General features: G+C 71.0%; 26 protein-coding genes. 13 read left to right on the forward strand and 13 right to left on the reverse strand.

All coding sequences use genetic code 11. The annotated features are described in order from the left end of the window. The first annotated feature begins 81 nt into the window (after nucleotides 1-81). Nucleotides 82-3,051: a GGDEF and EAL domain-containing protein gene (locus TSO352_RS30105; RefSeq protein ID WP_109110980.1), complete on the forward strand. Its 2,970-nt coding sequence runs from the start codon at nucleotides 82-84 to the stop codon at nucleotides 3,049-3,051. Nucleotides 3,052-3,126: 75 nt separating this feature from the next. Here TSO352_RS30105 and TSO352_RS30110 read toward each other — a convergent pair whose 3' ends face one another. Continuing rightward, nucleotides 3,127-3,543 carry a hypothetical protein gene (locus TSO352_RS30110; protein ID WP_109110981.1) on the reverse strand — a complete coding sequence of 139 codons (417 nt, stop codon included), beginning with the start codon at nucleotides 3,541-3,543 and terminating at the stop codon, nucleotides 3,127-3,129. A 100-nt stretch (nucleotides 3,544-3,643) separates the two neighbouring features. Next, nucleotides 3,644-4,585, reverse strand: coding sequence for a pseudouridine-5'-phosphate glycosidase (locus tag TSO352_RS30115; protein ID WP_109110982.1), 942 nt, complete (start codon nucleotides 4,583-4,585; stop codon nucleotides 3,644-3,646). A gap of 53 nt (nucleotides 4,586-4,638) precedes the next feature. Here TSO352_RS30115 and TSO352_RS30120 point away from each other — a divergent pair, with 53 nt between their 5' ends. The 10 genes from TSO352_RS30120 to sigJ all read left to right on the forward strand — a co-directional run bounded on the left by TSO352_RS30120 (nucleotide 4,639) and on the right by sigJ (nucleotide 13,143). Further along, nucleotides 4,639-5,700, forward strand: a complete 1,062-nt coding sequence (locus TSO352_RS30120; protein WP_109110983.1) for a ligase-associated DNA damage response exonuclease — start codon at nucleotides 4,639-4,641, stop codon at nucleotides 5,698-5,700. Beyond that, a complete protein-coding gene (locus TSO352_RS30125; protein WP_109110984.1) occupies nucleotides 5,697-7,298 on the forward strand; it encodes a cisplatin damage response ATP-dependent DNA ligase in 1,602 nt (533 codons plus the stop codon). Before TSO352_RS30120 ends, TSO352_RS30125 begins: the two co-directional genes overlap by 4 nt. Nucleotides 7,299-7,516: 218 nt before the next feature. Then, nucleotides 7,517-7,972 carry an Rrf2 family transcriptional regulator gene (locus TSO352_RS30130; protein WP_109110985.1) on the forward strand — a complete coding sequence of 152 codons (456 nt, stop codon included), beginning with the start codon at nucleotides 7,517-7,519 and terminating at the stop codon, nucleotides 7,970-7,972. A gap of 124 nt (nucleotides 7,973-8,096) precedes the next feature. Beyond that, nucleotides 8,097-9,056, forward strand: a complete 960-nt coding sequence (gene cysK, locus TSO352_RS30135; RefSeq protein WP_109110986.1) for a cysteine synthase A — start codon at nucleotides 8,097-8,099, stop codon at nucleotides 9,054-9,056. Nucleotides 9,057-9,226: 170 nt separating this feature from the next. Beyond that, nucleotides 9,227-10,018: a hypothetical protein gene (locus TSO352_RS30140; RefSeq protein WP_109110987.1), complete on the forward strand. Its 792-nt coding sequence runs from the start codon at nucleotides 9,227-9,229 to the stop codon at nucleotides 10,016-10,018. 88 nt (nucleotides 10,019-10,106) lie between these two features. Further along, nucleotides 10,107-10,895, forward strand: a complete 789-nt coding sequence (gene moeB / locus TSO352_RS30145) for a molybdopterin-synthase adenylyltransferase MoeB (RefSeq protein WP_199231784.1) — start codon at nucleotides 10,107-10,109, stop codon at nucleotides 10,893-10,895. 36 nt (nucleotides 10,896-10,931) lie between these two features. Then, nucleotides 10,932-11,384, forward strand: coding sequence for a DsrE family protein (locus tag TSO352_RS30150; protein ID WP_109110989.1), 453 nt, complete (start codon nucleotides 10,932-10,934; stop codon nucleotides 11,382-11,384). Nucleotides 11,385-11,410: 26 nt separating this feature from the next. Further along, a complete protein-coding gene (locus TSO352_RS30155; RefSeq protein WP_109110990.1) occupies nucleotides 11,411-11,668 on the forward strand; it encodes a hypothetical protein in 258 nt (85 codons plus the stop codon). A gap of 84 nt (nucleotides 11,669-11,752) precedes the next feature. Continuing rightward, nucleotides 11,753-12,211, forward strand: a complete 459-nt coding sequence (locus tag TSO352_RS30160) for a carboxymuconolactone decarboxylase family protein (protein WP_109110991.1) — start codon at nucleotides 11,753-11,755, stop codon at nucleotides 12,209-12,211. Next, a complete protein-coding gene (gene sigJ / locus TSO352_RS30165; RefSeq protein ID WP_247872544.1) occupies nucleotides 12,208-13,143 on the forward strand; it encodes an RNA polymerase sigma factor SigJ in 936 nt (311 codons plus the stop codon). The genes TSO352_RS30160 and sigJ overlap by 4 nt, the downstream gene beginning before the upstream one ends. On the opposite strand, the gene TSO352_RS30170 is transcribed toward sigJ, so the two are convergent. The 4 genes from TSO352_RS30170 to TSO352_RS30185 all read right to left on the reverse strand — a co-directional run bounded on the left by TSO352_RS30170 (nucleotide 13,140) and on the right by TSO352_RS30185 (nucleotide 15,246). After that, a complete protein-coding gene (locus tag TSO352_RS30170) occupies nucleotides 13,140-13,517 on the reverse strand; it encodes a response regulator (RefSeq protein WP_109110992.1) in 378 nt (125 codons plus the stop codon). The genes sigJ and TSO352_RS30170 overlap by 4 nt on opposite strands. 76 nt (nucleotides 13,518-13,593) lie before the next feature. Beyond that, nucleotides 13,594-14,271, reverse strand: coding sequence for an HAD family hydrolase (locus TSO352_RS30175; RefSeq protein WP_109110993.1), 678 nt, complete (start codon nucleotides 14,269-14,271; stop codon nucleotides 13,594-13,596). Nucleotides 14,272-14,329: 58 nt separating this feature from the next. Beyond that, complete coding sequence (locus TSO352_RS30180) at nucleotides 14,330-14,620, reverse strand: hypothetical protein (protein ID WP_199231785.1); 291 nt, start codon at nucleotides 14,618-14,620, stop codon at nucleotides 14,330-14,332. A 194-nt stretch (nucleotides 14,621-14,814) separates the two neighbouring features. Then, nucleotides 14,815-15,246 (reverse strand): Fur family transcriptional regulator, encoded by a 432-nt coding sequence (locus TSO352_RS30185; RefSeq protein WP_109111441.1) that lies wholly within the window; start codon nucleotides 15,244-15,246, stop codon nucleotides 14,815-14,817. Between the two features lie 359 nt (nucleotides 15,247-15,605). Here TSO352_RS30185 and TSO352_RS30190 point away from each other — a divergent pair, with 359 nt between their 5' ends. Next, a complete protein-coding gene (locus tag TSO352_RS30190; RefSeq protein ID WP_109110994.1) occupies nucleotides 15,606-16,811 on the forward strand; it encodes an ATP-binding protein in 1,206 nt (401 codons plus the stop codon). A 60-nt stretch (nucleotides 16,812-16,871) separates the two neighbouring features. Here the strand turns inward: TSO352_RS30190 and htpG are convergent, their stop codons facing one another. The 7 genes from htpG to TSO352_RS30225 all read right to left on the reverse strand — a co-directional run bounded on the left by htpG (nucleotide 16,872) and on the right by TSO352_RS30225 (nucleotide 24,492). Beyond that, on the reverse strand, nucleotides 16,872-18,752 hold the full coding sequence (htpG, locus tag TSO352_RS30195; RefSeq protein WP_109110995.1) for a molecular chaperone HtpG: 1,881 nt from the start codon (nucleotides 18,750-18,752) through the stop codon (nucleotides 16,872-16,874). A gap of 217 nt (nucleotides 18,753-18,969) precedes the next feature. Further along, nucleotides 18,970-20,634 (reverse strand): YdgA family protein, encoded by a 1,665-nt coding sequence (locus tag TSO352_RS30200; RefSeq protein ID WP_247872545.1) that lies wholly within the window; start codon nucleotides 20,632-20,634, stop codon nucleotides 18,970-18,972. Nucleotides 20,635-20,728: 94 nt separating this feature from the next. After that, nucleotides 20,729-21,397, reverse strand: a complete 669-nt coding sequence (locus TSO352_RS30205) for a glutathione S-transferase family protein (protein ID WP_109110996.1) — start codon at nucleotides 21,395-21,397, stop codon at nucleotides 20,729-20,731. A 93-nt stretch (nucleotides 21,398-21,490) separates the two neighbouring features. Then, nucleotides 21,491-21,958 carry a GNAT family N-acetyltransferase gene (locus tag TSO352_RS30210; protein ID WP_109110997.1) on the reverse strand — a complete coding sequence of 156 codons (468 nt, stop codon included), beginning with the start codon at nucleotides 21,956-21,958 and terminating at the stop codon, nucleotides 21,491-21,493. A gap of 119 nt (nucleotides 21,959-22,077) precedes the next feature. Then, on the reverse strand, nucleotides 22,078-23,274 hold the full coding sequence (locus TSO352_RS30215; RefSeq protein ID WP_109110998.1) for a TAXI family TRAP transporter solute-binding subunit: 1,197 nt from the start codon (nucleotides 23,272-23,274) through the stop codon (nucleotides 22,078-22,080). A gap of 80 nt (nucleotides 23,275-23,354) precedes the next feature. After that, entirely contained in the window at nucleotides 23,355-23,849 is a 495-nt protein-coding gene (locus TSO352_RS30220; RefSeq protein ID WP_109110999.1) for a HupE/UreJ family protein, read from the reverse strand. Between the two features lie 103 nt (nucleotides 23,850-23,952). Beyond that, the gene (locus TSO352_RS30225) at nucleotides 23,953-24,492 is read right to left on the reverse strand and encodes a hypothetical protein (protein WP_109111000.1); all 540 of its coding nucleotides are present in this window, start codon (nucleotides 24,490-24,492) and stop codon (nucleotides 23,953-23,955) included. 147 nt (nucleotides 24,493-24,639) lie between these two features. Here TSO352_RS30225 and TSO352_RS30230 point away from each other — a divergent pair, with 147 nt between their 5' ends. Next, nucleotides 24,640-26,160, forward strand: a complete 1,521-nt coding sequence (locus TSO352_RS30230) for a DUF6504 family protein (RefSeq protein ID WP_109111001.1) — start codon at nucleotides 24,640-24,642, stop codon at nucleotides 26,158-26,160. Nucleotides 26,161-26,390: the final 230 nt, after the last annotated feature.

Genomic DNA, 26,390 nt, shown 5'->3' on the forward strand with positions numbered 1-26,390 from the left:
ACGAAAAAGGGGTACGGCGTTCCCGGGGGCCGCAGAGTCGTCGTCGAGCGCCGTGGACGGGCAAGAGCCCACGGGTGGACCATGAAGACGATCCGGTGCGGTGTTTTGCTGCTGGCACTGCTTCTCGTGGTTGCGGCTTCTCTTCCGGCCATCGGCCGGGCGACTGCGCCGGACAAGACGGTGCTGATCCTGCATTCCTACCACCAGGGCTACGAGTGGACCGACGGCCAGGCCGCCGGGATCGCGGAGACCCTGGCCGCCTCGGTGCCCAACGCGGAGCAGGTGGTCTATTACCTGGATTGGAAGCGCCATCCCGAACCGGCCGGGCTCGATTTTCTGGAGGCGCTGATCCGTCACCGCCACCCGAAGGGAAGCATCAACGCGATCGTCACGACCGACGATGCGGCCCTGTCATTCGGGCTGCGTCTGCGCGACGCGATCTACGGCCCGGTGCCGCTGGTGCATGGCGGCGTGCTCGCCGGGACGGCGCGGTCGATGACCGCCGGGGAGCCCAACGTGGCGGGTGTCGACGAGGCCAAGGACTTCGTCGGAACGGTGCGCATGGCGATGGCGGCCGATCCCGGCCTGAAGCGCATCTATCTCGTGCGCGACCAGACCGAATCCGGCCAGGGGCTGGAGGCGGAGTTCCGCGACGGGCTCGCCGCCGGGCACTTCCCGCCGCATCTGGAATGGCATTTCCTGACCGACCTGCCGTTCGACCGGCTGGAGGAGCGGCTGGCGACGCTGCCGCCCGGCAGCGCGGTGCTGCTGGGGACCTACGCCACCGACATCAACGGGCTGGTCCTGCCGCCCGAGCGCTTCCTGGAGTTGATGAGCGAGCGGAGCGGCGCGCCGATCTATGGCCTCCAGGAGTATCTGATGGGCCACGGCCTGACCGGCGGCAGCCTGTTGAGCGGCCGCGAGCACGGCCGGGCGGTGGGCGCGCTGGCCGCCAGCGTCCTGGACGGCATCCGGGTCGCCGACCTGCCGGCGGCGCCGCATCCGTCGGTCGTCCGGGCGATCGACTACCGGGAGGCGCGGCGCCACGGCCTGTCACCCGACCGCATCCCGGAGGTCGACCGGGTGCTGAACAAGCCGTTCTCCTTCCTGGGCGTCTACTGGCCGCTGGTGACGACGGTCGGCGGCGTCATCGCCGTGCTGGCCGGCATGGTGGTGGCGCTGTCGTTCGCGTTGCGCGAGCGCCGCTTCGCCGAGGTGGCGTTGCTGCGGACCAACGAGGCGCTGGGCGAGTCCCGCCGCGAGCTTGAGGCCAACCTTGCCGAACTGACCGCCAGCAAGGAGGCGCTGCGCGAACGCGAACGCCGGATCCGGCTGGTGGCGGAGGCGTCGCGCGACATCATCTGGACCTGGGACATCGCCACCGACCGCCGCGTCCTGTCCGGCCGGATCGAGGAGCTGTTGGGGGTGGACGCGCTCAGCATCGATTCGCAGGAGGCGTGGTTCCGGCTCGTCCATCCGGACGACCGCGAGAGCGCGGCCGAGGCGCTGAGCCGCCATCTGTCGGGCGCCACGCCGGAATACCGGTCGGAATACCGGGTGCGCCACCGCGACGGCTACTACCTGTGGATCTACGCCACCGGCAAGGCGCTGTTCGACGAGCAGGGGCGGCCGACGATCATGGCGGGCTCCTACACCAACGTCACCGCCGCCCGGCAGCAGCAGGAATGGCTGGACCATCTCGCCCATTTCGATCCGCTGACCGGCCTGCCGAACCGGCTGAAGCTGGAGCAGCACGTCGACGGCCTGATCAAGGCCGACAAGGCCAGCGGTCAGGTGCAGCCGCTGGCGCTGCTGTTCATCGACATGGACAATTTCAAGTTCGTCAACGACAGCTTCGGCCACAAGGCGGGCGACGAGCTGCTGATGGCGTTCGGCCTGCGCATCAAGACGGTGACCGGCGACGGCCTGTTCATCTCGCGGCTGGGCGGTGACGAGTTCGTCGTCGTCGTCCACGGCGCCGACGCCGACGAACCGTCGGTGGTGGCGTCGCGGCTGGAACAGGGGCTGACCGCGCCGTTCGTCGTCGAAGGCCAGCATTTCTTCATCACCAGCAGCGTCGGCATCGCCCGCTTCCCCTGGGACGGCCGCTGCTTCGACGAACTGCTGCAGAACGCCGACACCGCGATGTACTGGGCCAAGGACAGCGGCCGCGGACGGGTCTGCGCCTTCGCCCCGGAGATGAACCGCAACGTGGTGGAGCGGGTGCGGATGCTGAGCCGGGTGCGTCAGGCGCTCGACCGCAACGCCTTCAGCCTGCACTACCAGCCCCAGGTCGCCACCGCCGACGGCACCGTGCGCGGGTTCGAGGCGCTGGTGCGCTGGACCGACGGCGAGCTGGGCCCGGTCTCTCCGGCGCGCTTCATCCCGGTGTGCGAGGAGTCCGGCCTGATCATCCCGCTCGGCGCCTGGGTGCTGGAGACCGCCTGCCTCGAAGCGGCGTCGCTGGCCGCCCGCGGCATCGACGCGACCATGAGCGTCAACGTCTCGGTGGTGCAACTCGCCCAGCACGACTTCGTGCCGCGGGTGCTGGACGTGCTGGAGCGCACCGGCCTGATCCCGAACCGGCTGGAGCTGGAGATCACCGAGTCCCAGATGATCGGCTCGCTCGACAACGCCATCGGCAAGCTGAACGAACTGCGCCGCGCCGGCATCCACATCGCGCTGGACGATTTCGGCACCGGCTATTCGTCGCTGACCTACCTGCGGACCCTGCCGATCCACACGCTGAAGCTCGACAAGGCGTTCATCGACGACGTCCACCGCCGGCCCGACGCCCGCAGCCTGGTGTCGTCGATCGCCCGCATCGCCCGCGACCTGTCGCGCACCGTCGTCGCCGAAGGGGTGGAGGATGTCGAGCAGTGGGAGGCGCTGTCGCGCATTGGCTGCGACCTGATCCAGGGCTATTTCATCAGCCGGCCGCTGGCCGTCGACCGGATCGGCGCGTTCATGACGGCCTGGGAGGCGCGCCGGACCAACCTGCCGCTGGTGTCCCGCGCCGACGTCGTGGTCGGCATGCCGGGGCGGGGGTGAGCGGTGCCGGCACGCGAAAACGCCCCGCGGAAGGTCCGGCGGGGCGTTCGTGTGTCCGTCGAGCGGGGCGGGCGTTCAGTGCCGGGTGCGGGCCGGCGTGATGTAGACGCCGTCCCAATCGACGCCGAACAGGGCGTCGTCGCCAGCCTCTTCCACCAGATCGTCGTATTCGCCGGCGTCGATCAGGCCGAAGATCGAGGCGGTGCCCGAGGCGTCGAGGTCGCAGGTGACCACATGGCCGCCGACTTCGACCGAGGTGAAGAAGATTTCCGGCAGTTCCATGCTGTCGAGGTCGGCGGTGACGGCGCTTTCGATCTCGTGGATGCTGCGGGCGGAGAGCGAGCCGCGCAGCTTGGCCGCCTGCGAGGCCCAGACGATGCGCTTCACATGCGCCGGGGCCTTGGTCTCGGTGAGGCCCGGCGCCTCGTCGCCTTGGCCGGCCATCGCGATCATCCGGGAAACCAGGGTCGAGGTGCTGCTGGGTGCGCGCATGGAAGCCTCCGCTCGTGTCGTGATCCCAGATTGCGCGTGGGCGGTTAACGGGGTCTTAAGCCGGTACCAGGGCGTAAGCCTTACTCCCTGCGAGGTAGGCCTATCCCATCGGACCGACCCGGTCGGAACGCAGGGCCGCATAGGCCGCCGCCACCCCCGCCGCGACCCGCGCGTTGTTGCGGATCAGCGCGATGTTGGCGGTCAGGCTGCGCCCGCCGGTGATGCGCTCCAGCGCCGCCAGCAGGTGCGGGGTGATGTCCTTCCCCTTGATTCCCCTGGCTTCCGCCTCGGCCAACGCCTGCGCCACCGCCGCCTCCATCGCGTCGGCGTCCAGCGCGTCGCCGTCGTCGATCGGGTTGGCGAGCAGCACGCCGCCCTCCAGCCCGAGCGTCCAGGACGCGCGCAGGATGTCCGCGACCTCCTGCACGTTGTCACAGCGATGATCAATTGGCAGGCCGCTGCGGCGGCTGTAGAAGGCGGGAAATTCGTCGGTGCGGAAGCCCAGCACCGGGACTCCGCGCGTCTCCAGCACCTCCAGCGTCTTGGGCAGGTCGAGAATCGACTTGGCCCCGGCGCAGACGACGCAGACCGGGGTGCGCGCCAGCTCGTCGAGGTCGGCGGAGACGTCGAAGCTGGTTTCCGCCCCGCGGTGGACGCCGCCGATGCCGCCGGTGGCGAAGACGGCGATGCCGGCCAGCCGCGCCCCGATCATCGTCGCCGCCACCGTGGTCGCTCCCAGCGTGCCGGTCGCCAGCGCCACGCCGAGGTCGCGGCGGCTCAGCTTGCGCACCGCGGGGCCGCCGGTGGCCAGCCGTTCCAGCGCCGCGTCGTCCAGCCCGATGCGGATGCGCCCGTCCATCACCGCGATGGTGGCGGGGACGGCGCCGGCCGCCCGCACCTCGGCCTCCAGCGCGCGGGCGGTCTCCAGGTTGCGGGGGTAGGGCATGCCGTGCGAGATCACCGTCGATTCCAGCGCCACCACCGGGCGGTTCGCGGCGAGCGCGTCGGCGATCTCGGGGGTGGGCAGCAGGGTCGGGTGCATGGGCGGTCGTTCCGGCGCTGTCGTGGGCAGGGGAGCGCCCTATATTAGGACGCATGTCCGCTGCACTCCATCATGATCGCCCCAATCCCGATCGCCAAAATCCCGACCGCTGGATCAAGGTCCTGCCGGAGGGGCTGTATGTCGAGCCGGGTGGCTTCTTCATCGACCCGGTGCGGGCGGTGGAGCGGGCCGTCATCACCCACGGCCATTCCGACCACGCCCGCCCCGGCAACCGCCACGCCCTGGCCACCCCCGGCACGCTCGCCATCATGCGGCAGCGGATGGGGGAGGCGGCCGGCGGCAGTCTCCAGCCGCTGGAGTATGGCGAGACGCTGCGCATCGGCGACGTCACCGTCCGGCTGGTGCCGGCCGGCCATGTGCTGGGCAGCGCCCAGGTGGTGCTGGAGCATGGCGGGTCGCGCGTCGTCGTGTCGGGCGACTACAAGCGCCGGTTCGACCGCACCTGCGCCCCGTTCGAGCCGGTGCCCTGCGACGTCTTCGTCACCGAGGCGACCTTCGGGCTGCCGGTCTTCCGCCACCCGCCCGACCTGGGCGAGGTCGGCAAGCTGCTGCACTCGATGGCGCTGTTTCCGGAGCGCAGCCACGTCGTCGGCGTCTACGCGCTCGGCAAGTGCCAGCGGCTGATCACGCTGCTGCGGGCCGCCGGCTATGACCGGCCGATCTACCTGCACGGCGCGCTGGAGCCGCTGTGCGCGCTCTACCGCAGCCTGGGCGTCGAGCTGGGGGAACTGCGGCCGGCCACCGTCGCCGCCAAGGAGGAGCTGGCCGGCGCCCTGGTGCTGGCCCCGCCGGGAGCCATCGCCGACCGCTGGGCGCGGCGGCTGGCCGACCCGGTGGTGGCGATGGCGTCGGGCTGGATGCGGGTGCGCCAGCGCGCCCGCCAGCGCGGGGTGGAACTGCCGCTGGTCATCTCCGACCACGCCGACTGGGACGAGCTGTGCCGGACGCTGGACGACGTCGGCGCGCCGGAGGTCTGGGTGACGCATGGCCGGGAAGAGGCGCTGGTCCATCACGCCACCGGGCGCGGCATCCGCGCCTGCGCCCTGGCGCTGATCGGCTTCGAGGAGGAGGATCTGGAGGAGGTGGGCGCATGAACCGCTTCGCCGCGCTGATCGACGCGCTGGTCTTCATGCCGTCGCGCAACGGCAAGATCCGGCTGCTGGTCGACCATTTCGCCAGCACGCCCGACCCCGAACGCGGCTGGGCGCTGGCGGCGCTGACCGGGGCGCTGAGCTTCCGCGAGGCCAAGCCGGCCGCCATCCGCCAACTGGCGGCGACCCGGGTCGATCCGGAACTGCTCGCCCTGTCCTACGACTACGTCGGCGATCTGGCGGAGACGGTGGCCCTGATCTGGCCCGAGCGTGCGGAGCGGGCCAACAGCCTGCCGCCCAGCCTGGACGAGGTGGTGGAGGGGCTGCGGACCGCCAGGCGCGGGCAGGTGATGGAGCTGGTGGAGGGTTGGCTCGACACGCTCGGTTCCTCCGGCGACTCGTCGGGGCGCTTCGCCCTGCTGAAGCTGATCACCGGGGCGCTGCGCATCGGCGTGTCGGCGCGGCTGGCCAAGACGGCGCTGGCCGAGTGGGGTAGGGCAGCGGTGCCCGACGTGACGGTCGACGATGTCGAGGAGGTCTGGCACGGCCTGACCCCGCCCTACGCCGAGCTGTTCGCCTGGCTGGAGGGGGCGGCGGAGCGGCCGGCCGTCGGCCATGGCGCCGGCTTCCGCCCGATGATGCTGTCCCACCCGCTGGAGGAGGAGGACCGGGCCGGACTCGACCCCGCCGCCTACGCCGCCGAATGGAAATGGGACGGCATCCGCGTGCAGTTGGCGGCGCGCGACGGCCAGCGCCGGCTCTACAGCCGCACCGGCGACGACGTGTCCGGCGCCTTCCCCGACATCGTCGATCACATGAGCTTCGACGCGGTGCTGGACGGCGAGCTGCTGGTGGCGCGCGACGGCGTGGTGGCGCCGTTCAACGACCTGCAGCAGCGGCTGAACCGCAAGACGGTGACGGCGGCGATGCTGCGCGACGGACCGGCCTGGGTCCGGCTCTACGACATCCTGTTCGACGGCGACGAGGATCTGCGCGGCCTGTCCTTCGTCGAGCGCCGCGCCCGGCTGGAGCGCTGGTACGACGCGGTGCGGCCGCGCCGCATGGACCTGTCGCCGCTGGTGCCCTTCGAGCAGTGGGACGAGCTGGTGGCGCTGCGCGAGGGCGCGCGCGAGAACGGCATCGAGGGGCTGATGCTGAAACGGCGCGACAGCGCCTACCTCGCCGGGCGGCCGAAGGGGCCGTGGTTCAAGTGGAAGCGCGGCGCCCTGACGCTCGACACCGTGATGATGTACGCCCAGCGCGGCCACGGCAAACGCTCCAGCTTCTACTCCGACTACACCTTCGGCGTCTGGCGCGGCGAGGAGCTGGTGCCGGTCGGCAAGGCCTATTCCGGCTTCACCGACGCCGAGCTGGTCGAGCTGGACCGCTGGGTGCGCAACCACACCACCCGCCGCTACGGCCCGGTGCGCGAGGTCGAGCCCGGGCTGGTGCTGGAGGTCGCCTTCGACAGCGTCCACCCCTCCACCCGCCACAAGAGCGGCCTGGCGATGCGCTTCCCCCGCATCCACCGCATCCGCTGGGACAAGCCGGCGCACGAGGCCGACCGGGTGGAAACGCTGGCGGCGATGGTGGTCGGCTAGCCGATTTTCCGCTGCCGATTTTCCGCTGCCGATGTCTCCCGGTCTATTTCTCCGAGTCGATCTGCGACAAATCCTGTTGTGAATTCCCGCATCTGAGGTGTAAAACATCATCCAACCAACAGGCGGGATTGGGGAAGAGGACGGTGCTTCCACGTCCGTCCGGCAAAGCTGGGCCGGCGCCTGAACGATACCAATGGAACACCCAGGAGTGGTTCGTGATGCTCCGCATCTCCAAGAAGCTGATGTTCGCCATCGAGGCGGTCCTCGACATCGCCTACAACGCGGGGACCGAGCCGGTGCAGTCCGGGGAGATCACCCGCCGCCAGGGCATCCCGAAGCGCTATCTGGAGCAGGTGCTGCAGCAGCTGGTGCGCGACGGCGTGCTGGCCGGGGTGCGCGGGCCGCGCGGCGGCTACCGGCTGGCGCGCGAGCGGCGGCGGATCACGCTGGGCGAAATCGTCAAGGTTGTCCGCTCGATGGAAACCGCCACCGACCCGATCGAGGAGCCGGCCGGCTCCATCCTCGGCCACAAGGTCGTGCGCCCGCTGTGGGGCGAGCTGCAGGAGGAGTGCATGGCCAAGCTCGACACCATCACCATCGAGGATCTGTGCATGCGCGCCCGCAGCGCCGGGGTGGAGAGCGAGACCGAAGACCGCATCGACTTCACCATCTGACCGGGCCCCACGTCCGATCCTGATCCCGTCTGCCCCACTTCCCCTTTGACACCCCTGGCGGAGTGGATAAAGCTCAAGTCGGGGTGTTGAACTCACGTATAACACAAATCCTAGAGGTGGAATCATGGCCGCACCCGAATTCCGTGGCAAGATCTACGACAGCGTCCTCGACACGATCGGCGCCACGCCGCTGGTGCGGCTGAGCCGCCTCGCCGACGACGCCGGCGTCAAGGCGCACATCCTCGGCAAGCTGGAGTTCTTCAACCCGCTGGCCAGCGTCAAGGACCGCATCGGCCGCGCCATGATCGAGGCCGCCGAGGCTGCCGGCACCATCGAGCCCGGCCGCACCACCCTGGTCGAGCCGACGTCGGGCAACACCGGCATCGCGCTGGCCTTCGCCGCCGCCGCCAAGGGCTACAAGCTGATCCTGACCATGCCGGAAAGCATGTCGGTCGAGCGGCGCAAGATGCTGAAGCTGCTGGGCGCGGAGCTGGTGCTGACCCCGGCGTCGGAAGGCATGAAGGGCGCCATCCGCAAGGCCGAGGAGATCCTGGCCGCCGACCCCAACGCCTACCTGCTCCAGCAGTTCAAGAACACCGCCAACCCGGCCGTCCACCGCGTCACCACGGCGGAGGAGATCTGGAAGGACACCGACGGCCAAGCCGACATCCTGGTGTCCGGCGTCGGCACCGGCGGCACGCTGACCGGCGTCGCCGAGGTGATCAAGGCGCGCAAGCCCGGCTTCAAGGCCGTCGCGGTCGAGCCGGAGGACAGCCCGGTGCTGTCCGGCGGCATGCCCGGCCCGCACAAGATCCAGGGCATCGGCGCCGGCTTCGTCCCCGACATCCTGCGGAAGGACCTGATCGACGAGGTCGTCCGCATCTCCAACCAGCGCGCCTTCGAAACCGCGCGCAAGGTCGCCCGGCTGGAAGGCGTCCCGGTCGGCATCTCGTCCGGCGCGGCGCTGGCCGCGGCGCTGGAGATCGGCGCCCGTCCGGAGAACGCCGGCAAGCAGATCGTCGTGATCCTGCCGTCCTTCGCCGAACGCTACCTGTCGACCCCGCTGTTCGAAGGGCTGGAGTAAGCCTCCCGCCCCCCGCCCCCCGCGCCCCGCGCCGGCCAGACCGCCGGTGCGGGGCGCGGGGGGCGTTCCAGGGGAATTCCGGGGCGAAATTTGACGGATTTCGCGAGATCCGGTAGTGTATCCGGACGTTCCTTCGCGTCGTCCGTCCGTGCCCCAGGGGAGTGACCGCCATGGCGGACCTGTCCGTTTCCCAGTCCGTTACCAACCTGTCGCAGTCGGCCTTCTCCCAGTTCAAGGGCACGACGAACAAGATCGGGGCCGACGGGGCCAACGCCGATTACCAGACCTTCACGGTCACCAAGTCCGGCGAGTACAATTTCAAGATCAACGACACCTTCACCAACGTCGACATCGTCAACGACCGGAACGAGGTGGTCACCACCCTGCGGTCGAAGACCGAAGCGACGGACGCCAACGCCCGGCTCGGCCCCGGGACCTACCGGGCGGTCGTGTCGCAGGCCAACCGCACGGCGGGCGCCCGCAATTACTCGCTGGACGTCTCGGAAAAGCAGAACATCGTGATGACCGGCGCCGGCGCGACGCTGAAGGGCACCGCGCGCGCCCCGGAGAACGGCGACACCGGCATCCAGAAGCACACCTTCAACGTCGTGCAGGGAGGCACCTTCACCGCCAACCTGACGCTGCCCAACTCGCGCTGGGCGATGATGGACAAGGACGGCAAGGTGGTCGCCTCCAGCGACTCGACCAAACCGGACGACCAGGTCAGCTTCCTGAAGAAACCGACCTACAAGATCGATCCCGGGCAATACACCATGGTGCTGGTGCCGCCGTCGAACCTGAAGGCGCCGACCGATTTCCAGATGAGTTTCGTGCCGCGCGACCCGACGCTGAGCGAGACCGGCACCAGCCAGGAAAGCGCCGTCTCCAAGACCCTGCGCGAACGGCAGGACCGCCTGCGGCAATGGGCCTCGCAGGCGAGGACGACCAGCACCAAGGCGTGATCGTTGCGCGGCGCGGGGCGCCGCGGAATGGAATTCGCACCAACGGAATGTTGCCGCAACCGCGCCCCCTTGCGCTATGCTTCGCGCCATGGACTTCACGGACACCCAGCTTCACCGCTATTCCCGCCACATCGTCCTGCCGGAAGTCGGCGGCGTCGGCCAGGAACGGCTGTTGCATTCCAAGGTTCTGGTCGTCGGTGCCGGCGGCCTGGGCGCACCGCTGCTGCTGTATCTGGCGGCGGCGGGAGTCGGCACGATCGGCATTGTCGACGACGACACCGTCGACCTGTCGAACCTGCAGCGCCAGGTCATCCATGACGAAAGCTCGATCGGCCGGCCGAAGGTGGAGAGCGCCGCGGCCCGCATCCACGCCCTCAACCCCGACGTCCGGGTGGAGACGCACCAGACGCGCCTGACCCGCGACAACGCGGCCGACCTGATCGGCCGCTATGACCTCGTCGCCGACGGCTCGGACAATTTCGCCACCCGCTTCCTGCTGAACGACGCCTGCTTCTTCGCCCGCAAGCCGCTGGTGTCGGCGGCGATCCTGCGTTTTGACGGCCAGCTGACCACCTTCAAGGCGCATCTCGGCGCGCCGCACCCCTGCTACCGCTGCCTGTTCCCCGAACCGCCGCCGCGCGGGACCGTGCCGTCCTGCTCGGAAGGCGGGGTGCTGGGCGCGCTGGCCGGCTTCGTCGGCTCGCTCCAGGCGACCGAGGTGCTGAAGGAACTGCTGAGCCTGGGCGAAAGCCTGTCGGGCAGCCTGCTGATGATGGACACGCTCTATGCGTCCTATCAGCGCATCACCGTCAAGCGGGATCCCCACTGCCCACTTTGCGGCGATCATCCAACGATCCACGACCTCTCCGCCCACTGACGGGCGCCAGCAAGAACGACGGGAGGCGGCACCACCATGCCCACCACCATGCCCGACAGCGCGGCCGGCCTGTCGATCATCCTGTTCGCCGGCGGCTTCGACCGCGTCCATTACGCGCTGGTGATGGCCAGCGCCGCCGCGGCGACCAACCGCAAGGTCACGCTGTTCTTCACCGGCCGCGCGCTGCGCGCCCTGGTGCACGAGACCGAGCCCGGCGTGCTCGGCTGGCACGACCTCGACCCCGCCGACGACGGCAGCACGCCGGTGGCGCGCGACCGCTATTTCGCCACCCACGGCCTCGCCACCTTCGAGGAGCTGCTGGGCGCCTGCGTCGCCATGGGCGTCACCGTGATGGCCTGCGAGATGGGGCTGCGGGCGCTGGGCCTGCCGCCGGGCGTCACGTTGCGCCCCGACGTGCCGGTGGCCACCGGCGGCGTCGTCACCTTCCTGAACGAGGCGCCGAAGGGCGGCGCCATGCTGTTCGTCTGACCCTTCCACCCGGTACTTGAGAGCGCATGACCGACAACCGCGACATCCTCGACCTCGCCAACCGCTTCGAGTCGATCGCCACCGACGGGTTCGAGGGGCGGCCCTACCGGCCGGCGCTGGACGAGCTTGCCCGCGGCTTGCGGGCGCAGGCCGGGGTGGCGCCGCGCGTCGCCCACGCGCTGGGCGTGATGATCCGGCTGATCGGCGAGAGCGACCCGCAAGGCCGCTTCGCCGCCAAGACCGCCATCCTGCGCGAGGCGGTGGCGCTGCTGGGCGAGGGCTGAATCAGGCGCAAGCCAGCCATGCGTCACGCCCGCGGTGACTGCCCCGTCATGGGGGCGATGACACCCAACGCAAGGATGCACAGCATGGCCTTCCGCCTGACCATCGCCAACGACGCCCCCGCCCTCTACGGCGCGATGCACGCCGTCACCAAGGCCATCCGCGCCAGCGGCCTGCCGACCGGCCTGATCCATCTGGTCGATCTGCGCGTGTCGCAGATCAACGGCTGCAGCTTCTGCATCGACATGCACGGCAAGGAGGCCCGCCACGGCGGCGACAGCGAGGCGCGCATCGCCGCCGTCGCCGACTGGGAGCGGTCCGACCTGTTCCTGCCCGACGAGCGCGCCGCCTTCGCCTGGGCCGAGGCGCTGACCCGCAGCCGGCACGACCGCATCGACGCGGCGCACCGCGAGCTGCAGCGGCATTTCGACACCGCTCAGATCGCCGCGCTGACGGTGGCGGTGGCGCAGATCAACGCCTGGAACCGCGTCGGCATCGCCCAGCACCTGGATGCGACCGCCGAAGCCGCCGGCGCGGCCGCATGACCATGCTGACCGATTCGGCGGCCGACTCCCTGGCCAACGCGCGGACCGACTCGCTGGACCTCTTCGCCGGCGAACGGCCGAGGCTGCGCGCGCTCGCCTACCGGCTGCTCGGATCGGTCGCGGAAGCCGAGGACACGCTGCAGGACGCCTGGCTGCGCTGGAGCGCGGTGGTGCCCGGCAGCGTCGACTCGGCCGCCGCCTTCCTGACCACCTTGGTGACCCGGCTGGCGCTGGACCGCCTGCGCTCCGCCCGGCTGACGCGGGAGCGCTATTACGGCCTGTGGCTGCCCGAACCGGAGGTGGCCGGCTGGACCGAGGCCGCGGACGGCGACGCGGCCGGCGAGGGCTGGTCGGTGCCGATGGCGATGCTGCTGCTGCTGGAACGGCTGGCGCCGGACCAGCGGGCGGTGTTCGTCCTGCGCGAGGCGATGGACCTCGACTACGCCGAGATCGCGGCGACGCTCGGCAAGTCGGTGGAGGCCTGCCGCCAGATCATGCGCCGCGCCCGCGCCCGCCTGGACGATCCCGCCCCTTCCCGCGCCGACGACGCGGCGGGGCGCCGTCTGGCCGACGCCTTCGCCGAGGCCAGCGTCCGGCGCGACTACGCCGCCATTGTCGCGCTGCTGGCCGACGACGCCCAGTGGCTGAGCGACGGCGGCGGCATGGTGCGGACGGCGGTCAACCCGCTCCACGGCGCCGACCGCATCGCCCGCTTCCTGCTGGGCGTCCAGCGCAAGCGGGGCGTCAGCTTCGGCTTCGTCCCGGTGCGGGTGAATGGCGGGCCGGGGTTCCTGACCCAACTGGGCGGGTCGTTCCGCAGCGTGCTGGCGTTCGACATCGCCGACGGCCGCATCCGCCGCGTCTACCAGATCGCCAACCCCGACAAGCTGGGCCACGTCGCCACGATCACCGGGGTGGCGTCGGGCGGCTAGCCGGCCGCTTCGTCCAGCCAGCGGTCGAGGGCGGCAAGGTCGAGCGGGCGCGGCAGCACCGGGAAGGGGCCGTCGTCCTGGCAGGCGGCGCCGGTCATCAGGATGCGCGTCTGCGGGTAGAGCATGGCGGCGAGCGCCGCGGCGCGGTCGCCGGCGTCGCCTTCGCGTTCCAGCGGCAGCAGCGCCACCACCGGCGCCTCGTTGCCGATGAGGGTGAGCGCGTCCAGCGCGTCGGCGGTCTGCGAAACCTGGAAGCCGCGGCCGGCCAGATGGCTGGCCAGCGCCTCGCGCCGTGTCGGGTCGGTGTCGGCGATCACCGCCCGCCGCCCGCCGTAGCCCGGCGACCGGATGTCGGCATCGATGCTGAACGCCACGGCTTTCCTCCGTCCATCATGGTCTTGTCATGGACGGGCGGAGTATGCGGGCGGGTGAACGGGATGTAAACGGCGGCTACCCCCGGTTCGACCTTCGTCGAATACGGACGACTTCGCCCGTGTGCATCAGCGCCAGCATCGGCAGGTCGCTGGGGTGGTTGCCGTAGCCCCAGGTGGCGGTGACCGGGCCGTTGCCGGCGATCCAGGCGCCGACCCGTTCGGCCTTGTCGCGCCGCACGCAGTTCGCGGTGCTGAGCCGCCCGGTCAGCGCGCCGTCCACCACCTCCATCCCGGTGGCGAGCAGGTCGTCCACCCCCAGCCCGCGCAGCAGCGCCGGCATGTAGAGGTCGAGCGCGCCGGTGGCGATCACCACCCGGCGACCCTGCCGGCGGTGGGCCTTCAGCACCTCCAGCATCGGCTGGTGCCAGCGGACGCGCGGGATCATCCGCTCCGCCGCGGCCAGCGCGTCGGCGACCGGCAGCCCGCGCAGGGTGCGCTTCAGGAAGATCGCCTTGACCGAACCGGGAAAGTCGCAGCCGGGACCCCGGCCGCGCAGATGGCGGTGCAGCCCCGAACGGATGGCGTCGGCCAGCGCCAGGGCGGCGCGGCGACGGCCGATCACCTCGCCGACGAACATCGGCAGGCTGTCGCCGTGGATCAGGGTTCCATCGAAATCGAAGAAGGCGACTCCGGCCGGCCCGTCGGCGGGTATCGGGAGGGCGGGGTCGGGCGTCGGGGCGGGCGTGGTCTGCATGAACCCGTTTATCCGGCCGCGGCGGTCCGGCGGGCAAGGCTTTTCACCGGCGGACCGCTCAGTGCAGCATCGGCCCGCAGGGAGCCTCGAAGGACGGTTCGTCCTCCGGCCCGCCGTCGGCGGTCTCCTCTTCCCCCAACTGGGCCAGCAGGTCGCCGGAGGCTTCCTCCAGCCCGGCCTTCACGGCGATCAGCAGGTTGATGATCTCGCCATTGTCCTGTTCCAGGCCGCGGACCCGCTCTTCCAGGCGGTCGATGCGGTTGAGCAGCAGCTCGGACAGGCGGTCCAAGCGGGCGAGCACGGGGTCGACACGGGGGTCGACGGGGCGGTCGTCTTGGCGGTCGTCCATGGGGGGCCGGTTCCGGTCAGTGAGGTTGCTCCTCGGCTAACCTTGGCTCGCCGGGGCGCAAGGTCCAGCCCGGCACCCGATGCACCCCACAAGCGATGGGTGCATGACCCGCCCGTCGATCCCGCGACGATTCCGGAGAGTGTCGCAACAGCCGACACCTCTTGTGCGCAATCAGCAGGTCGGTCCGCGTAATGTTAAGACTCGGACTTGTCGCTGCGGCGGGTGCGCGGAACACCGTACAGTTCAAGCCGGTGTCCGATCAGGTCATAGCCCAGTTCCCGCGCAATCGTTTCCTTCAACCGCTCCATCTCATCATTGATGAACTCGATGACTTCACCGGAGTCGACGTCGATCAGATGATGGTGATGATCGGTCCTCGTCTCTTCGTAACGGGCGCGGCCGTCGCCGAAATCGAGTCGGTCGATGACGTGCGCCTCTTCGAACAGGCGCATGGTGCGGTAGACCGTGGCGATGGAAATGCGCGGGTCGATGGCGGAGGCGCGACGGTGCACCTCCTCCACATCGGGGTGGTCCGTGGCCTCCGACAGCACGCGCGAGATCACGCGCCGCTGGTCGGTCATCTTCAACCCCTTCTTCACGCACAGTTCTTCGAGGCGCGAGGGCATGGACATCCCCTGTGATCCTGATCTTTGACAAGGGGCGGGTGTTCGCCCTGTCGGTCTCCCTGGCAATCGGGGCGCGCGGCGGTCAAACGCATGGCGGACAACGCCTTGGCGACCGGCCGGGGGTGCCCCGAATATCCGACCATCATACTGTGTTTCGGACGCATTCTCAAACGCCCGCGTCGCCCCGCGGCCCCCTGGCGGTGCGAATGCCCTAGGGCATAGGCCTTTGGTAATGCCTGAAGAATCGGCGTGGAAACCAATTGCTCATAATCCGCTGCTAGGTTTGACGGTCAGCGCCACGCGTCCGCGACCGGCGCGCCGATGGCCAGCGCCGATGAACAGGGAGGGGTTGAGACGCCATGACGCCATTCGATCCACCCGTCATCAAAGCCGCCGCACCCGACCGCACCGATGACGAGCCGGCCTTCACCGCCGCCGGGCTGGCGGTGCCGGTGGCGCCGCTGGCGGCCGACCAGCCCTGCGCCGTGCCGCTCGCCCGCTTCGCTCGCCAGCCCGACCTTCCCGCCCTGCCGGTCGTCGACGGCGAGGGGCGCGTGCTCGGCCTGCTCGACCGCAACCGGCTGTCGGCGGACGGTGGCGACGGTCTGGCGGAGCGGCGGGTGTCCGCCCTGATGGACGACGCCCCGCTGGTGGTGGAGGGCGCCACCCCGCTGGCCGAGATCGGCCGCCGGCTCGCCCGGCTGAAACCGGCGGCGCTGGTGACCGGCTTCCTGGTGGTGGAGCAGGGGCGCTATCTGGGCGTCGGCACGGTGACCGGCCTGATGGCGCGGTCGGCGGAGCAGACGGAACTGCGCGCCCGCCAGTTGGACGAGGCGCGCCGGCAGGCCGAACGGGCCAGCCGGGCCAAGACCGCCTTCCTCGCCAACATGAGCCACGAGATCCGCACGCCGCTGAACGCGATGATGGGCTTCGCCGAAATCCTGGAGCAGGAGGTGCTGGGGCCGCACAGCATCCCGCTGTACCGCGAATACGCCCGCGACATCGCCGAGAGCGGCCGGCATCTGATGGAGCTGATCAACGACCTGCTCGACCTGTCGAAGGCCGAGGCCGACCGGCTGGAGCTGGTCGAGACCATGGTCGACGCGGTGCGGGTGTCGATCGGCACCGCGAGGCTGCTGGCGGAGCGGGCGTCGCGCCACGGCGTGCGCATCGTCACCACGGTGCCGCCCGATCTGCCGCCGCTGCGCGCCGACGAACGCAAGCTGCGCCAGATGCTGCTGAACCTGCTGTCCAACGCGGTGAAGTTCACCCCGTCCGACGGGGTGGTGACGCTGAGCGCCCGCGTGGCGGCGGACGGCGCCCTGTGGCTGGCGGTGCAGGACACCGGCATCGGCATGACCGGCGAGGAGCTGGCCAAGGCGCTGGAGCCCTGGGGCCAGATCGACAGCGCGCTCGCCCGCAGCCATGTCGGCACCGGCCTGGGCCTGCCGCTGACCAAGCGCCTGATCGAACTGCACGGCGGCCGCCTGGACGTGGTGAGCCGCCGCGACGAAGGCACGGCGATGGCCCTGGTCTTCCCGGCCGACCGGGTCGGGCGGGGGTAGGGACCGGCTCCGCCCCTCTCCCCGTACCGTACGGGGAGAGGGACAGCGCCGGCCGGCTGCTTACGCCAGCCCCTTCTCCATCGCGCTCGCCAAGCGGCGGGCGAAGGCGGCGGGGTCGGGCAGGGGTTCGCCTTCGACGATGCGGGCCTGGTCGAGCAGCAGCCACGCCGCATCCTCCAGCGCGTCGGTGGCGCCGCTGCCCTTCGCCCGTTCGGCCAGGCGCTTGATCAGCGCGTGCGACGGGTTGATCTCCAGGATGCGCTTGCCGACCTCGCCGTTCAGCTGCTTGTGCTGCTTCAGCAGACGCTCCAGATGCATGTCCATGTCGTTGTCGTCGGCGACCAGACAGACGGCGCTGTCGGTCAGGCGCTCCGACTTGCGGACATCCTTCACCGCGTCGGCCAGCGTCAGCTTCAGCAGGGCCACCAGATCGGTCAGCTCGCCTTCCGGCGCCTTGTCCTCGGGCGTCTCGGGCTCGGTGCCCTTGATCTTGCCGAGGTCGGCGCCGCTGCGGGTCACCGACTTGAAGGGCTTGCCGTCATAGACGCCGACCGACGGCATCCAGAACTCGTCGACCGGGTCGGTCAGCAGCAGCACCTCGACGCCCTTGGCCTTGAAGCCTTCCAACTGCGGGCTGCGCAGCAGGGTGTCGATGTCGTCGCCGGAGATGGTGAAGATGGTGTCCTGGCCCTCCTTCATCCGCGCGACATACTCGTCGAGCGACACCAGCCCCTCGCCCGCCGTGGTGCGGAAGCGCAGCAGCTTCATCAGCTCGTCGCGGTGCTCGTAGTCCTCGTAGAGGCCTTCCTTCAGCACCGCGCCGAAATTCTCCCAGAAGGTCGCGTATTCGGCGGCGTTCTCGCTGTCCTTGGCCTTCTTGTTCAGCTCCGACAGGACGCGGCGCGTGATGCCGGCGCGGATCTTGGCCAGCATCGGGTTGTGCTGCAGCATCTCGCGGCTGATGTTCAGCGGCAGATCCTCGCTGTCGACCACGCCGCGCAGGAAGCGCAGGTAGGGCGGGATCAGCCCTTCGGCGGCGTCGGTGATGAAGACGCGCTTGACGTACAGCTTCACCCGGTGGGCGCGCTTGGGGTCGAACAGGTCGAACGGCTTGGTCGAGGGCACGAACAGCAGGTTGGTGTATTCCAGCGCCCCTTCCGCCCGCCAGTGCAGCGTCAGCCACGGCTCGTCGAAGGCGTGGCCGACATGGTGGTAGAATTCCTTGTACTGGTCCGCCGTGATCTCGTTCTTCGAGCGGGTCCACAGGGCCGACGCGCTGTTCAGCGCCTTGGCGTCATCGCCGTCGCCGAAGACGATCGGGATGGCGATGTGGTCGGAGTATTTGCGGACGATCGCGCCGAGGCGGGTCTCGTCGAGATACTCGTCGTCGCCCTCGCGCAGGTGCAGGACGATCCGGGTGCCGCGGGCCAAGCCGTCGGTCTCGGCGATGGTGAACTCGCCCTTGCCGTCGGATTCCCAGCGCCAGCCCTGGGTCTCGCCGGCCTTGCGGGTCAGCACGGTGACCTTGTCGGCGGCCATGAAGGCGGAATAGAAGCCGACCCCGAACTGGCCGATCAGGTTGACGTCCTTCTTGGCGTCGGCGTTTTCCGCGGTCTTCAGCGACTTCATGAAGGCGGCGGTGCCGGAGCGCGCGATGGTGCCGAGATTCTCGACCAGATCCTCGCGGTTCATGCCGATGCCGTTGTCGGCGACGGTCAGGGTCCGCGCCTCCTTGTCGGCCAGCAGGCGGACCGTCAGGTTCGGGTCGTCGGCCGAGAGTTCGGGCTGGGTCAGGGCCGCGTAGCGCAGGCGGTCGCAGGCGTCCGACGCGTTGGAGACCAGCTCGCGCAGGAAGACTTCCTTCTCGCTGTAGAGCGAGTGGGCGACGATGTCGAGCAGACGGCTGACCTCGGCCTGAAAACTGAGCCGTTCCTCGGTCATGGGGGCACCTTCGTTGGTTGGCCCGGGCGTTGGTGTGCCCGGATGGGTGGCGTCAAGACGGCGGAGATATGTGAAAGCGCCCCCGCCGTTCAAGAGGCTTTGCCGACGCAACCGCCAGAGGTGTGTCCGATGTCGTGGTTTCGCGGGCACGAGCCCGCGGGGCCGCCGTCGCGGCCCTTCGGCGGCACGGGATGGATGACCCGTGCCGCCGCCGTCCTTACTTCTTGCCCTTCGGCTTCTCCGCCGGGGCCGGGGCGGGTTCGCTGCCGCCGCCCAGCATCGGGGTCATGTCGGCGCCGTTCAGCAGCAGCTGGCCGGCTTCGGTCAGGTCGATCTTGTAGGTGCGGATGTCGGCACCGCTGTCGTCCTTGCCGGCCTGGCCCATCGCCTGGAGCATGGCGAGGCCGCCCATCAGGTCCTGCGTCTCCTTGTCGGGCTTGGCGCCCGGCGCCGGCTGCATCGCCTTGACCGCGGCGTCGATGCCCTTCAGCAGGATGGTGGCGCCGCCGGTGACGCCGAAGGCGGCCGGGGCGGCGACCCGCAGGGCGCCGCTGGCGGTGCCGGCGGTGGCGGGGGTGTCGAGGGTCAGCGCGTCGACGCGCAGCTCGGTCCCGGCCTTGCTCATCGCCGCCATGGTGTCCTGCATCGCGAGGTCGGCGGCGGCCGGGCCGGCCGGCGGCTTGGCCGGCTTGGCAGGCTTGGCGCCCTTCTTCGGCGGAGCCTCCTCGGCCTCGGCCGACTTCGCCAGCTCGCCGAAGGCCTTCCACAGGGCGGCGTTCGGCATCTTGGCCAGCGACACCTTGATCTCCAGCGCGCGCGGCGTGAAGGCGACGGGGGCCGGCGACGGGGTCATGGCGAAGTCGCGCGCCTCCATGCCGAAGCTGGCGGTCGACAGCTCCTGGTCGAGGTCGGACACCCCGCCCTGGAAGGAGAACTGGCCGAGCGAGACCTTCGTCCCGTCCTCCGGGTTGGTGGCCGACAGGTTGGACAGGCGCATCTTGCTGGTGACGCCGGCGAACAGCCCCTGCAGCTTCGGCAGCAGGTCGGCGCTGGCCGGGGCGGTGCCCTTGGACGCCGCCTGCTCCGACAGCTTCTGCAGCGCGGTGACCTTGGTCAGGTCGACGCGGCTGTAGCCCGCCTCGGCGGTGATGCCGCCGATCTTCAGCATCTCGAGGTTCTTGTCGTCGAGCACCGACAGGCCGCCCAGCGCGAAGGCGATGGGGCCGCTCCACAGGGTGGCGCCGCTGGCGCCGGTTTCCGGCTTCAGATCCTCGATCAGCGTCATCGTGGCGACCGACAGCTTGCCCTTGCCGTCGGCGGCGCCGACCGTCAGGTCGTTGTAGGCGGCGTCGATGGTCAGCATGGTTTCCAGCACGCTCGACCAGGTGCCGGTGAAGGCCTGCTTGCCGATGGCGATGGTGGCGGCGTCCTTGTACTCGTCCTCGTCGTCGAGGTTCTGCACCTTGATCGCGCTGGGCAGGGTGAGCGACAGGCCGAACAGCCCGTCGTCCTTCGGCGTCACCGACAGCAGGATGGTGCCGACGTCGAACCGGGTGCCGTCGGCGCCCTCGGCCGACAGGCGGGGCAGGGCGACGTCGTAATGGTCGCCGGCCGGCTTGACGGTGGGCTCACCCTCCCACTCGAAGCCGATGCCGTCGCCGTCTTCGGTCGGCGCCGGGAACCAGCGGGTCAGGCCGCTCTTCAGCGCGGTGGCCAGCGAGCGGGCGCCGGTGTCGTCGACCGCGGGCACCGCGGCGTGGGCGGGCATCCAGGCGGACGCCACCAGCGCGAACAGGCCGCCGGCAACCAAAGCGGGCCGGATCGCGCGCCGGGGCAGCGACGGGGCGGGCGGGCGGGCGGGCATGGAACGGCGCAGACGCATCGAGGAGCTTCTCCCAAGAACAGGTTTGGGAGCACGTTATGCCTGATACGCGAGGCCGGTCCACGCTTCTGATGCGGGACGGCGGCGGCGGCCGCTAAAAATCCAGGTCGGCGTAGTGCCTGGGCGGCGGACAACCGGTGATGTTGTCGGCCAGCAGCGCGCGGAAGCTGGGGCGCGACTTGATGCGCGCGTACCAGTCCTTGGTTTCCGGGCTGCGGTCCCAGGGGACGTTGTCGATGTAGTCGAGGCAGGAGAGCTGCACCGCCGCGGCGATGTCGGCCAGCGTGAAGACCGACCCGGCCAGCCACGGCCGGCGTTCCGACAGGAAGGCGATGTAGTCGAGATGGTAGGTGATGTTGGCCAGCCCGGCGCGAATCGCCGGGGCGAAGGGGTGGCCCTGGCCGGACAGCCGCTTGACCAGCTTCTCGCCGACCAGATTCTCGGCCACCTCGCGTTCGAACTTGTGCAGGAACCAGTCGGCGATCCGCCGCACCTCGGCCCGCGCCGCCACCTCGCGCGGCAGCAGGGGGGTGTCGGGGTAGGCCTCCTCCAGATACTCGATGACGGCGAGGCCGCCGGCGACGACTGTCCCGTCCTCCTCCACCAGCACCGGGACCTCGCCGGACGGGTTCAGCTTCAGGAAGTCGGTCCGCCGTTCCCACGGCTTTTCGACCACCGCATCGAAGGGCAATCCCTTCTCGGCGAGCATGACGCGGGCGACGCGCGACGGGGCGTGGATCGGATGATGGTACAAGGTTCGCATGGCGGCGGGACTTTACCGCAACGCCGCAAACGAAAACAGCCCGCCCTTACGGGTCCGCGCCGGTCTCGTTGGGGTAGGGCCGGGCCGCAGGCGTCAGCCGGCCCGCGACAGCCGGTAGAGCACCAGCGCATCCGGCTGGCTCGACGCCGCGGTCACCGGGGTCCAGCCGTTGCGTTCGTAGAAGGCGCGGGCGGCGGCGTTCCGCGCGGCGCAGGCCAGCTCGGCCGGTCCATGGCGCAGGCTGCCGCCCAGCCGGTCCAGCGCCGCGCGCAACAGGGCGGATCCGATGCCGCGCTTGTGCCAGTCGGGGGCGATGAACAGGTTGTGGATGACGCGGGCCTGCGGGTCGAGCGACACGAAACCGACGACCGCCCCGTCCGACTCGGCCACCAGCACGATGTCCTCGCGCACGCAGTCGTAATAATCGTCGAGCCCGAACCGGTCGGCCGGTTGCCAGGGAAAGGCCGCCCGGCGGCCGTCCAGGAAGATCTCGGCACAGCGCGCCTGGTCGGCGGCGCGGGCGGAACGGATCGCGATGCGCACCCCCTGGCTGGCCGGCATGCCCCCTCCCTTCGTCCATCACGGTGGACCGTCGGAATCAACCCGTCACGCGCCAGACTATTCCGGGCGCGCGGGGTTCGGGAACGCTTCTTTGGTCCGGGGGGGAGGGGAGGGGCGGCTCAGCGGGCCGTCTTGGCGGCGTCGTCGCCGGCTTCGTTGGCGGCGTTGCCCAGCAGGCCGGCCTCCCGGTAATAGCGCTCCGCCCCGGGATGCAGCGGGACCGAGACGTTGGCCACCGCCTTGGCCGGGTCGAAGCTGCGGCCCTTCGGGTGCCCCTCGGCCAGGACGCGGCGGGTGTTCTCGTGCCACAGCGCCTTGACGATGCCGTAGATCAGGTCGGGGTCGCGGTCGGCGCGGGTCAGCAGCTCCGCCCCCAGGCTCAGCGTCGGGGTCGGGGCGGTGCCGGGGTAGGCGTTGGCCGGGATCTCGGTCGCGATGTAGAAGCGCTGGGTGCGCAGCAGCCGGTCGGCCGGCTCGCCGTCCAGCGGCACCAGCCGGATCGGCACCCGCGCCGCGACGTCGCTGACCGCCTGCACCGGATAGCCGGCGACCATGACGAAGCCGTCCAGCTCGCCCTTCGCCAGCCGGTCGGCCGACATGCCGGGCTTGAGGTAGAGCGGCGACACCGTCGTTTCCGACAGGCCGTAGGCGTCGAGGATCAGCCGCGCCTCGACCAGCGTGCCCGACCCCTCCTCGCCCAGCGAGACGGTGCGGCCCTTCAGGTCGGCCATGCGGTCGATGAAGCCGTCGGAGCGGACGACGACCTGGATCGCCTCCGCGTACAGCATGCCGAGCGAGCGCAGCTCGGCGAAGGGGCGCTTGCCGGTGAAGCTGCCGGTGCCGCTGTAGGCCCAATAGGCGACGTCGGCCTGGGCGAACCCGGCCTCCACCGCGCCCGACCGCAGCATCTCGACATTCTCCACCGAGCCGTTGCTGGCCTGCGCCACCACGATCAGGCCGGGGATGCCGCAACTGCCGCCGCGGTCGCAGGGGCGCGAGCCCGGCGGGTTGGAAATGGCGTTGGCGATCAGCCCGCCGATCGGGAAATAGGTGCCCGCCGTCGTGCCGGTGCCGATGCGGAAATAGCGCAGCTCCTGCGCCGCCGCGGCACCGGGTCGCGCGGCCGCCAGACCGGCCGCCAGCAGCGGCGACAGCGCCAGTCCGGCCAGCAGGTCGCGGCGACCCAGGGACGGGTCCGGAGAAGCGCCGGTGCGCCGGTCGGTGTCGCAGGCCGGAGGGGTGGCGTGAGGCTCGGCCCGGGACAGAGGCGCGGCCCCCGGTGGGGAAGGGCAGGCTGTGGCGGCTGCGCGGGGCACCGGGTCGTCCCGTTCGTCTGGGGGGAAGGGCGTGCCTTCAAAGATTTCCGCGCAACCCGGTCATTTCAAGGCGCAACTGGTCAAATCACCCCGACGAGGTCGAGAACGCCGGCGACTGCTACCGCACCGCCACACACCCGCACCGCCCGGTCCGATTCGGCCTGGGTCACGGCGATCGACAGACCCAGCCCGCCGCAGGCGACCAGCAGCAGCCCGCTGGCGAAACCGGCCCAATAGAGCGGCGGTCCCTGGTGGGCGTGGCCGTGGAACACCGCGACGACGGCGGCGACCAGCACCGCCAGCGCCGCCGGCGCCCGCACCCCGAGCGCGACCAGCGCGCCGACGACGACCAGCGACGCCGCCAGCCCCGGCCCGGCGTAGGGCAGCCGCAGCCCCATCTGCGCCGCGACCCCGGCGGCCAGCGCCGCGGTGATGGCGGCGGCCGGCACCTGCCAGACCGCGGCCCCGCCATTCTGCCCCGCCCACATCCCGAGCCCGAGGATGCCCAGCAGATGCTGGAGCACCCAGACCGGCGTGGTCAGCCCGTTGCCGAAAGCTCCCGTCACCGTCGTCATCCGCCCGCACCCCGTCCGTGGTCATCCGGGGGCCGGTATGGCGGCAGAGGGGCCGTGGGGTCAAGCGGCGGAGGGGGGAGGGCTTTGAGGAATGGCCGCGTCGTCACCGCGCCAGCGGGTCGCCCCATTGGCGCAGGTCGTTCTCGCGCTTCATCAGGTCGCGTTGGCCGAGCGGGTCGAGGCGCCCCATGGCGTCGTCGGTGCGCATGCGGTCGACCTCCGGCCGGATCAGGTCGCGCTTGAAGGCATCGGTGGCGCTCTGGGTCGAGGCCGGCGGCGGCAGCGGCACCGGGCGCGGCGGCTGCGGCAGGGCGGCCGGGTCGGGTGGGGGCGACGAACTGCCGCGGCGGCGCTTGGGCGGCGGCTGGTCGTTCTGTTGCTGGTCGTTCGGTGCCGACTCGGCCTTTGCCTGGGGCCGGCTCGCGCTGTTCCGGGACGGGGATGCGCGGTTCTGCTCCGCCTGGATCTCGCTCCAGGTCCGCCGCTCCCCGCCGGGGATCACGGTCTGGGTGTAGGTCGGCGGAAAGGCCTGGGCCCGGCCGGGCATGTCGTCGCGGATCTCCTGCGGCGCGCAGGCGCCGGCCGCCAGCAGGAACGCCAGCGGGGCGAGACGGCAAACGGGGCGCGGGATGCGTGGGGCCATGGATGGAATGTCGGCGCTCGCCCGCCGTCCGGCAAGAGGCCCCCAAAGGAGGGACTCCCTTTGCGGAGAGGCTGAGGCTAGAGTGTTCGCTGTTTGTTCTAGCGTCCTTTCCATGCGGGAGGGGCGGGTGACGGGAGGAGGCGTGCCATGACCCGGCGCATCGTGGCCCTGTGGCTGCCGCGTCTGCCGACCGACGCGCGGCAGCGGGGGTGGTCGGCGGAGCGGCGGGCCATGCCGCTGGCGCTGCTGCGGACCGAGCGGCAGCGCCGGGTGGTGGTCGCCGTCAACCGCGCGGCGGAGGCAGTCGGCATCCAGCCCGGCCTGACGCTGGCCGACGCCCGCGCGCTGGAGCCCGGTCTGGAGGTGGCGGAGGCGACGCCGGAGGCCGACTCGGGCCTGCTCGGCCGCATCGCCGACTGGGCGCGGCGCTTCAGCCCATGGACCGCGGCGGACGAGCCGGATGGGGTGACGATCGACGTCACCGGCTGTGCCCATCTGTTCGGCGGCGAGCCGGCGCTGCTGGCCGACCTGACCGGCCGGCTGCGCGCCGCCGGTTTCGTCGCGCGCGCCGCCGTCGCCGCCACCCCGGCCGCCGCCTGGGGGCTGGTGCGCTTCGGCACGAAGGAGGAGCGGCGGCTGGAACGGCTGGACGGGCTGCCGATGGCGGCGCTGCGCCTGCCGGCCGAGACGCTGGCGGCGCTGCACGCCGTCGGCCTGCGCCGGGTCGGCGACCTGCACGCGATGCCGCGCGCCGGGCTGGCGGCGCGGTTCGGCGGGCGGCTGCTGCAACGGTACGACCAAGCCTTCGGGCGGCTGGACGAGCCGATCTCGCCACGCCGGCCGGTGCCGCCGCAGTGCGAGCGCCTGGCCTTTGCCGAACCGATCGCCACGCCCGAGTCGATCGCCGGCGCCCTGCGCCATCTGCTGCGCCGCCTGTGCACCGGGCTGGAGGCGGCGGGGCTGGGGGCGCGGCGGCTGCGGCTGGACGCCCACCGCACCGACCAGCGCGTCGACGACGAGCCGCAGAGCCTGACGCTCGGCACCAGCCGGCCAACCCGCGATCCGGCGGCGCTGGCCCGGCTGTTCACGCCGCTGCTGGAGCGGATCGAGCCGGGGCCGGGGCTGGAGACGCTGACGCTGGCCGCGACCGAGACGGCGCCGCTCGGCGCCATCCAGACCAGCGCCGACGGCGACGAGGCCGACACCGCGCTGGCCGATCTGGTGGACCGGCTGGCGCTGCGGCTGGGCGAACGGACGGTGCTGCGGCTGGTGCCGCGGGAAAGCTGGTTGCCGGAACGCTGCGTGGCGCCGTGGCCGCCGCTCGACCGCCTGCCGGCGCCGTCGGCCCTGCATGGGCTGTGGCCGGCGGACCGGCCGCGGCCGCTGCGGCTGCTGACCCCGCCCGAACCGGTCGAGGCGATCGCCCCGGTGCCCGACGATCCGCCGCTGCAATTCCTGTGGCGCGGCCGGCATCACCGGGTTCGCCGGGCCGACGGGCCGGAGCGGATCGAGTGCGAATGGTGGCGCCCGGAAGGCTCGCTGGGGGTGGCCACCCGCGACTATTACCGGGTGGAGGACGGTGATGGCCGCCGCTTCTGGCTGTTCCGCGCCGGACTCTACCGGCCGGGGGAGACCCCGCGCTGGTTCCTGCACGGGTTCTTCGGCTGAGGGGCGGGTGAGTTCATGGGCGTTGCGCCGGCGAAACGAGCCTGTTCCGGTGTCATTCCGGCGCTGCCGCGTAGGCACCGACTTTGGAACGTCAGACTCGGCCGGAACCCGTCCGCCACCCGATCAGCCGTCATTCCCGCGAAGGCGGGAAGCCAGCCAGATCAGGTCCTTGGGCCGGAAGCCTGGATCCCCGTTTTCACGGGGATGACGGCCGACCGAAGGGATATCGG

This window comes from Azospirillum sp. TSO35-2 (assembly GCF_003116095.1).
Classification (GTDB): domain Bacteria; phylum Pseudomonadota; class Alphaproteobacteria; order Azospirillales; family Azospirillaceae; genus Azospirillum.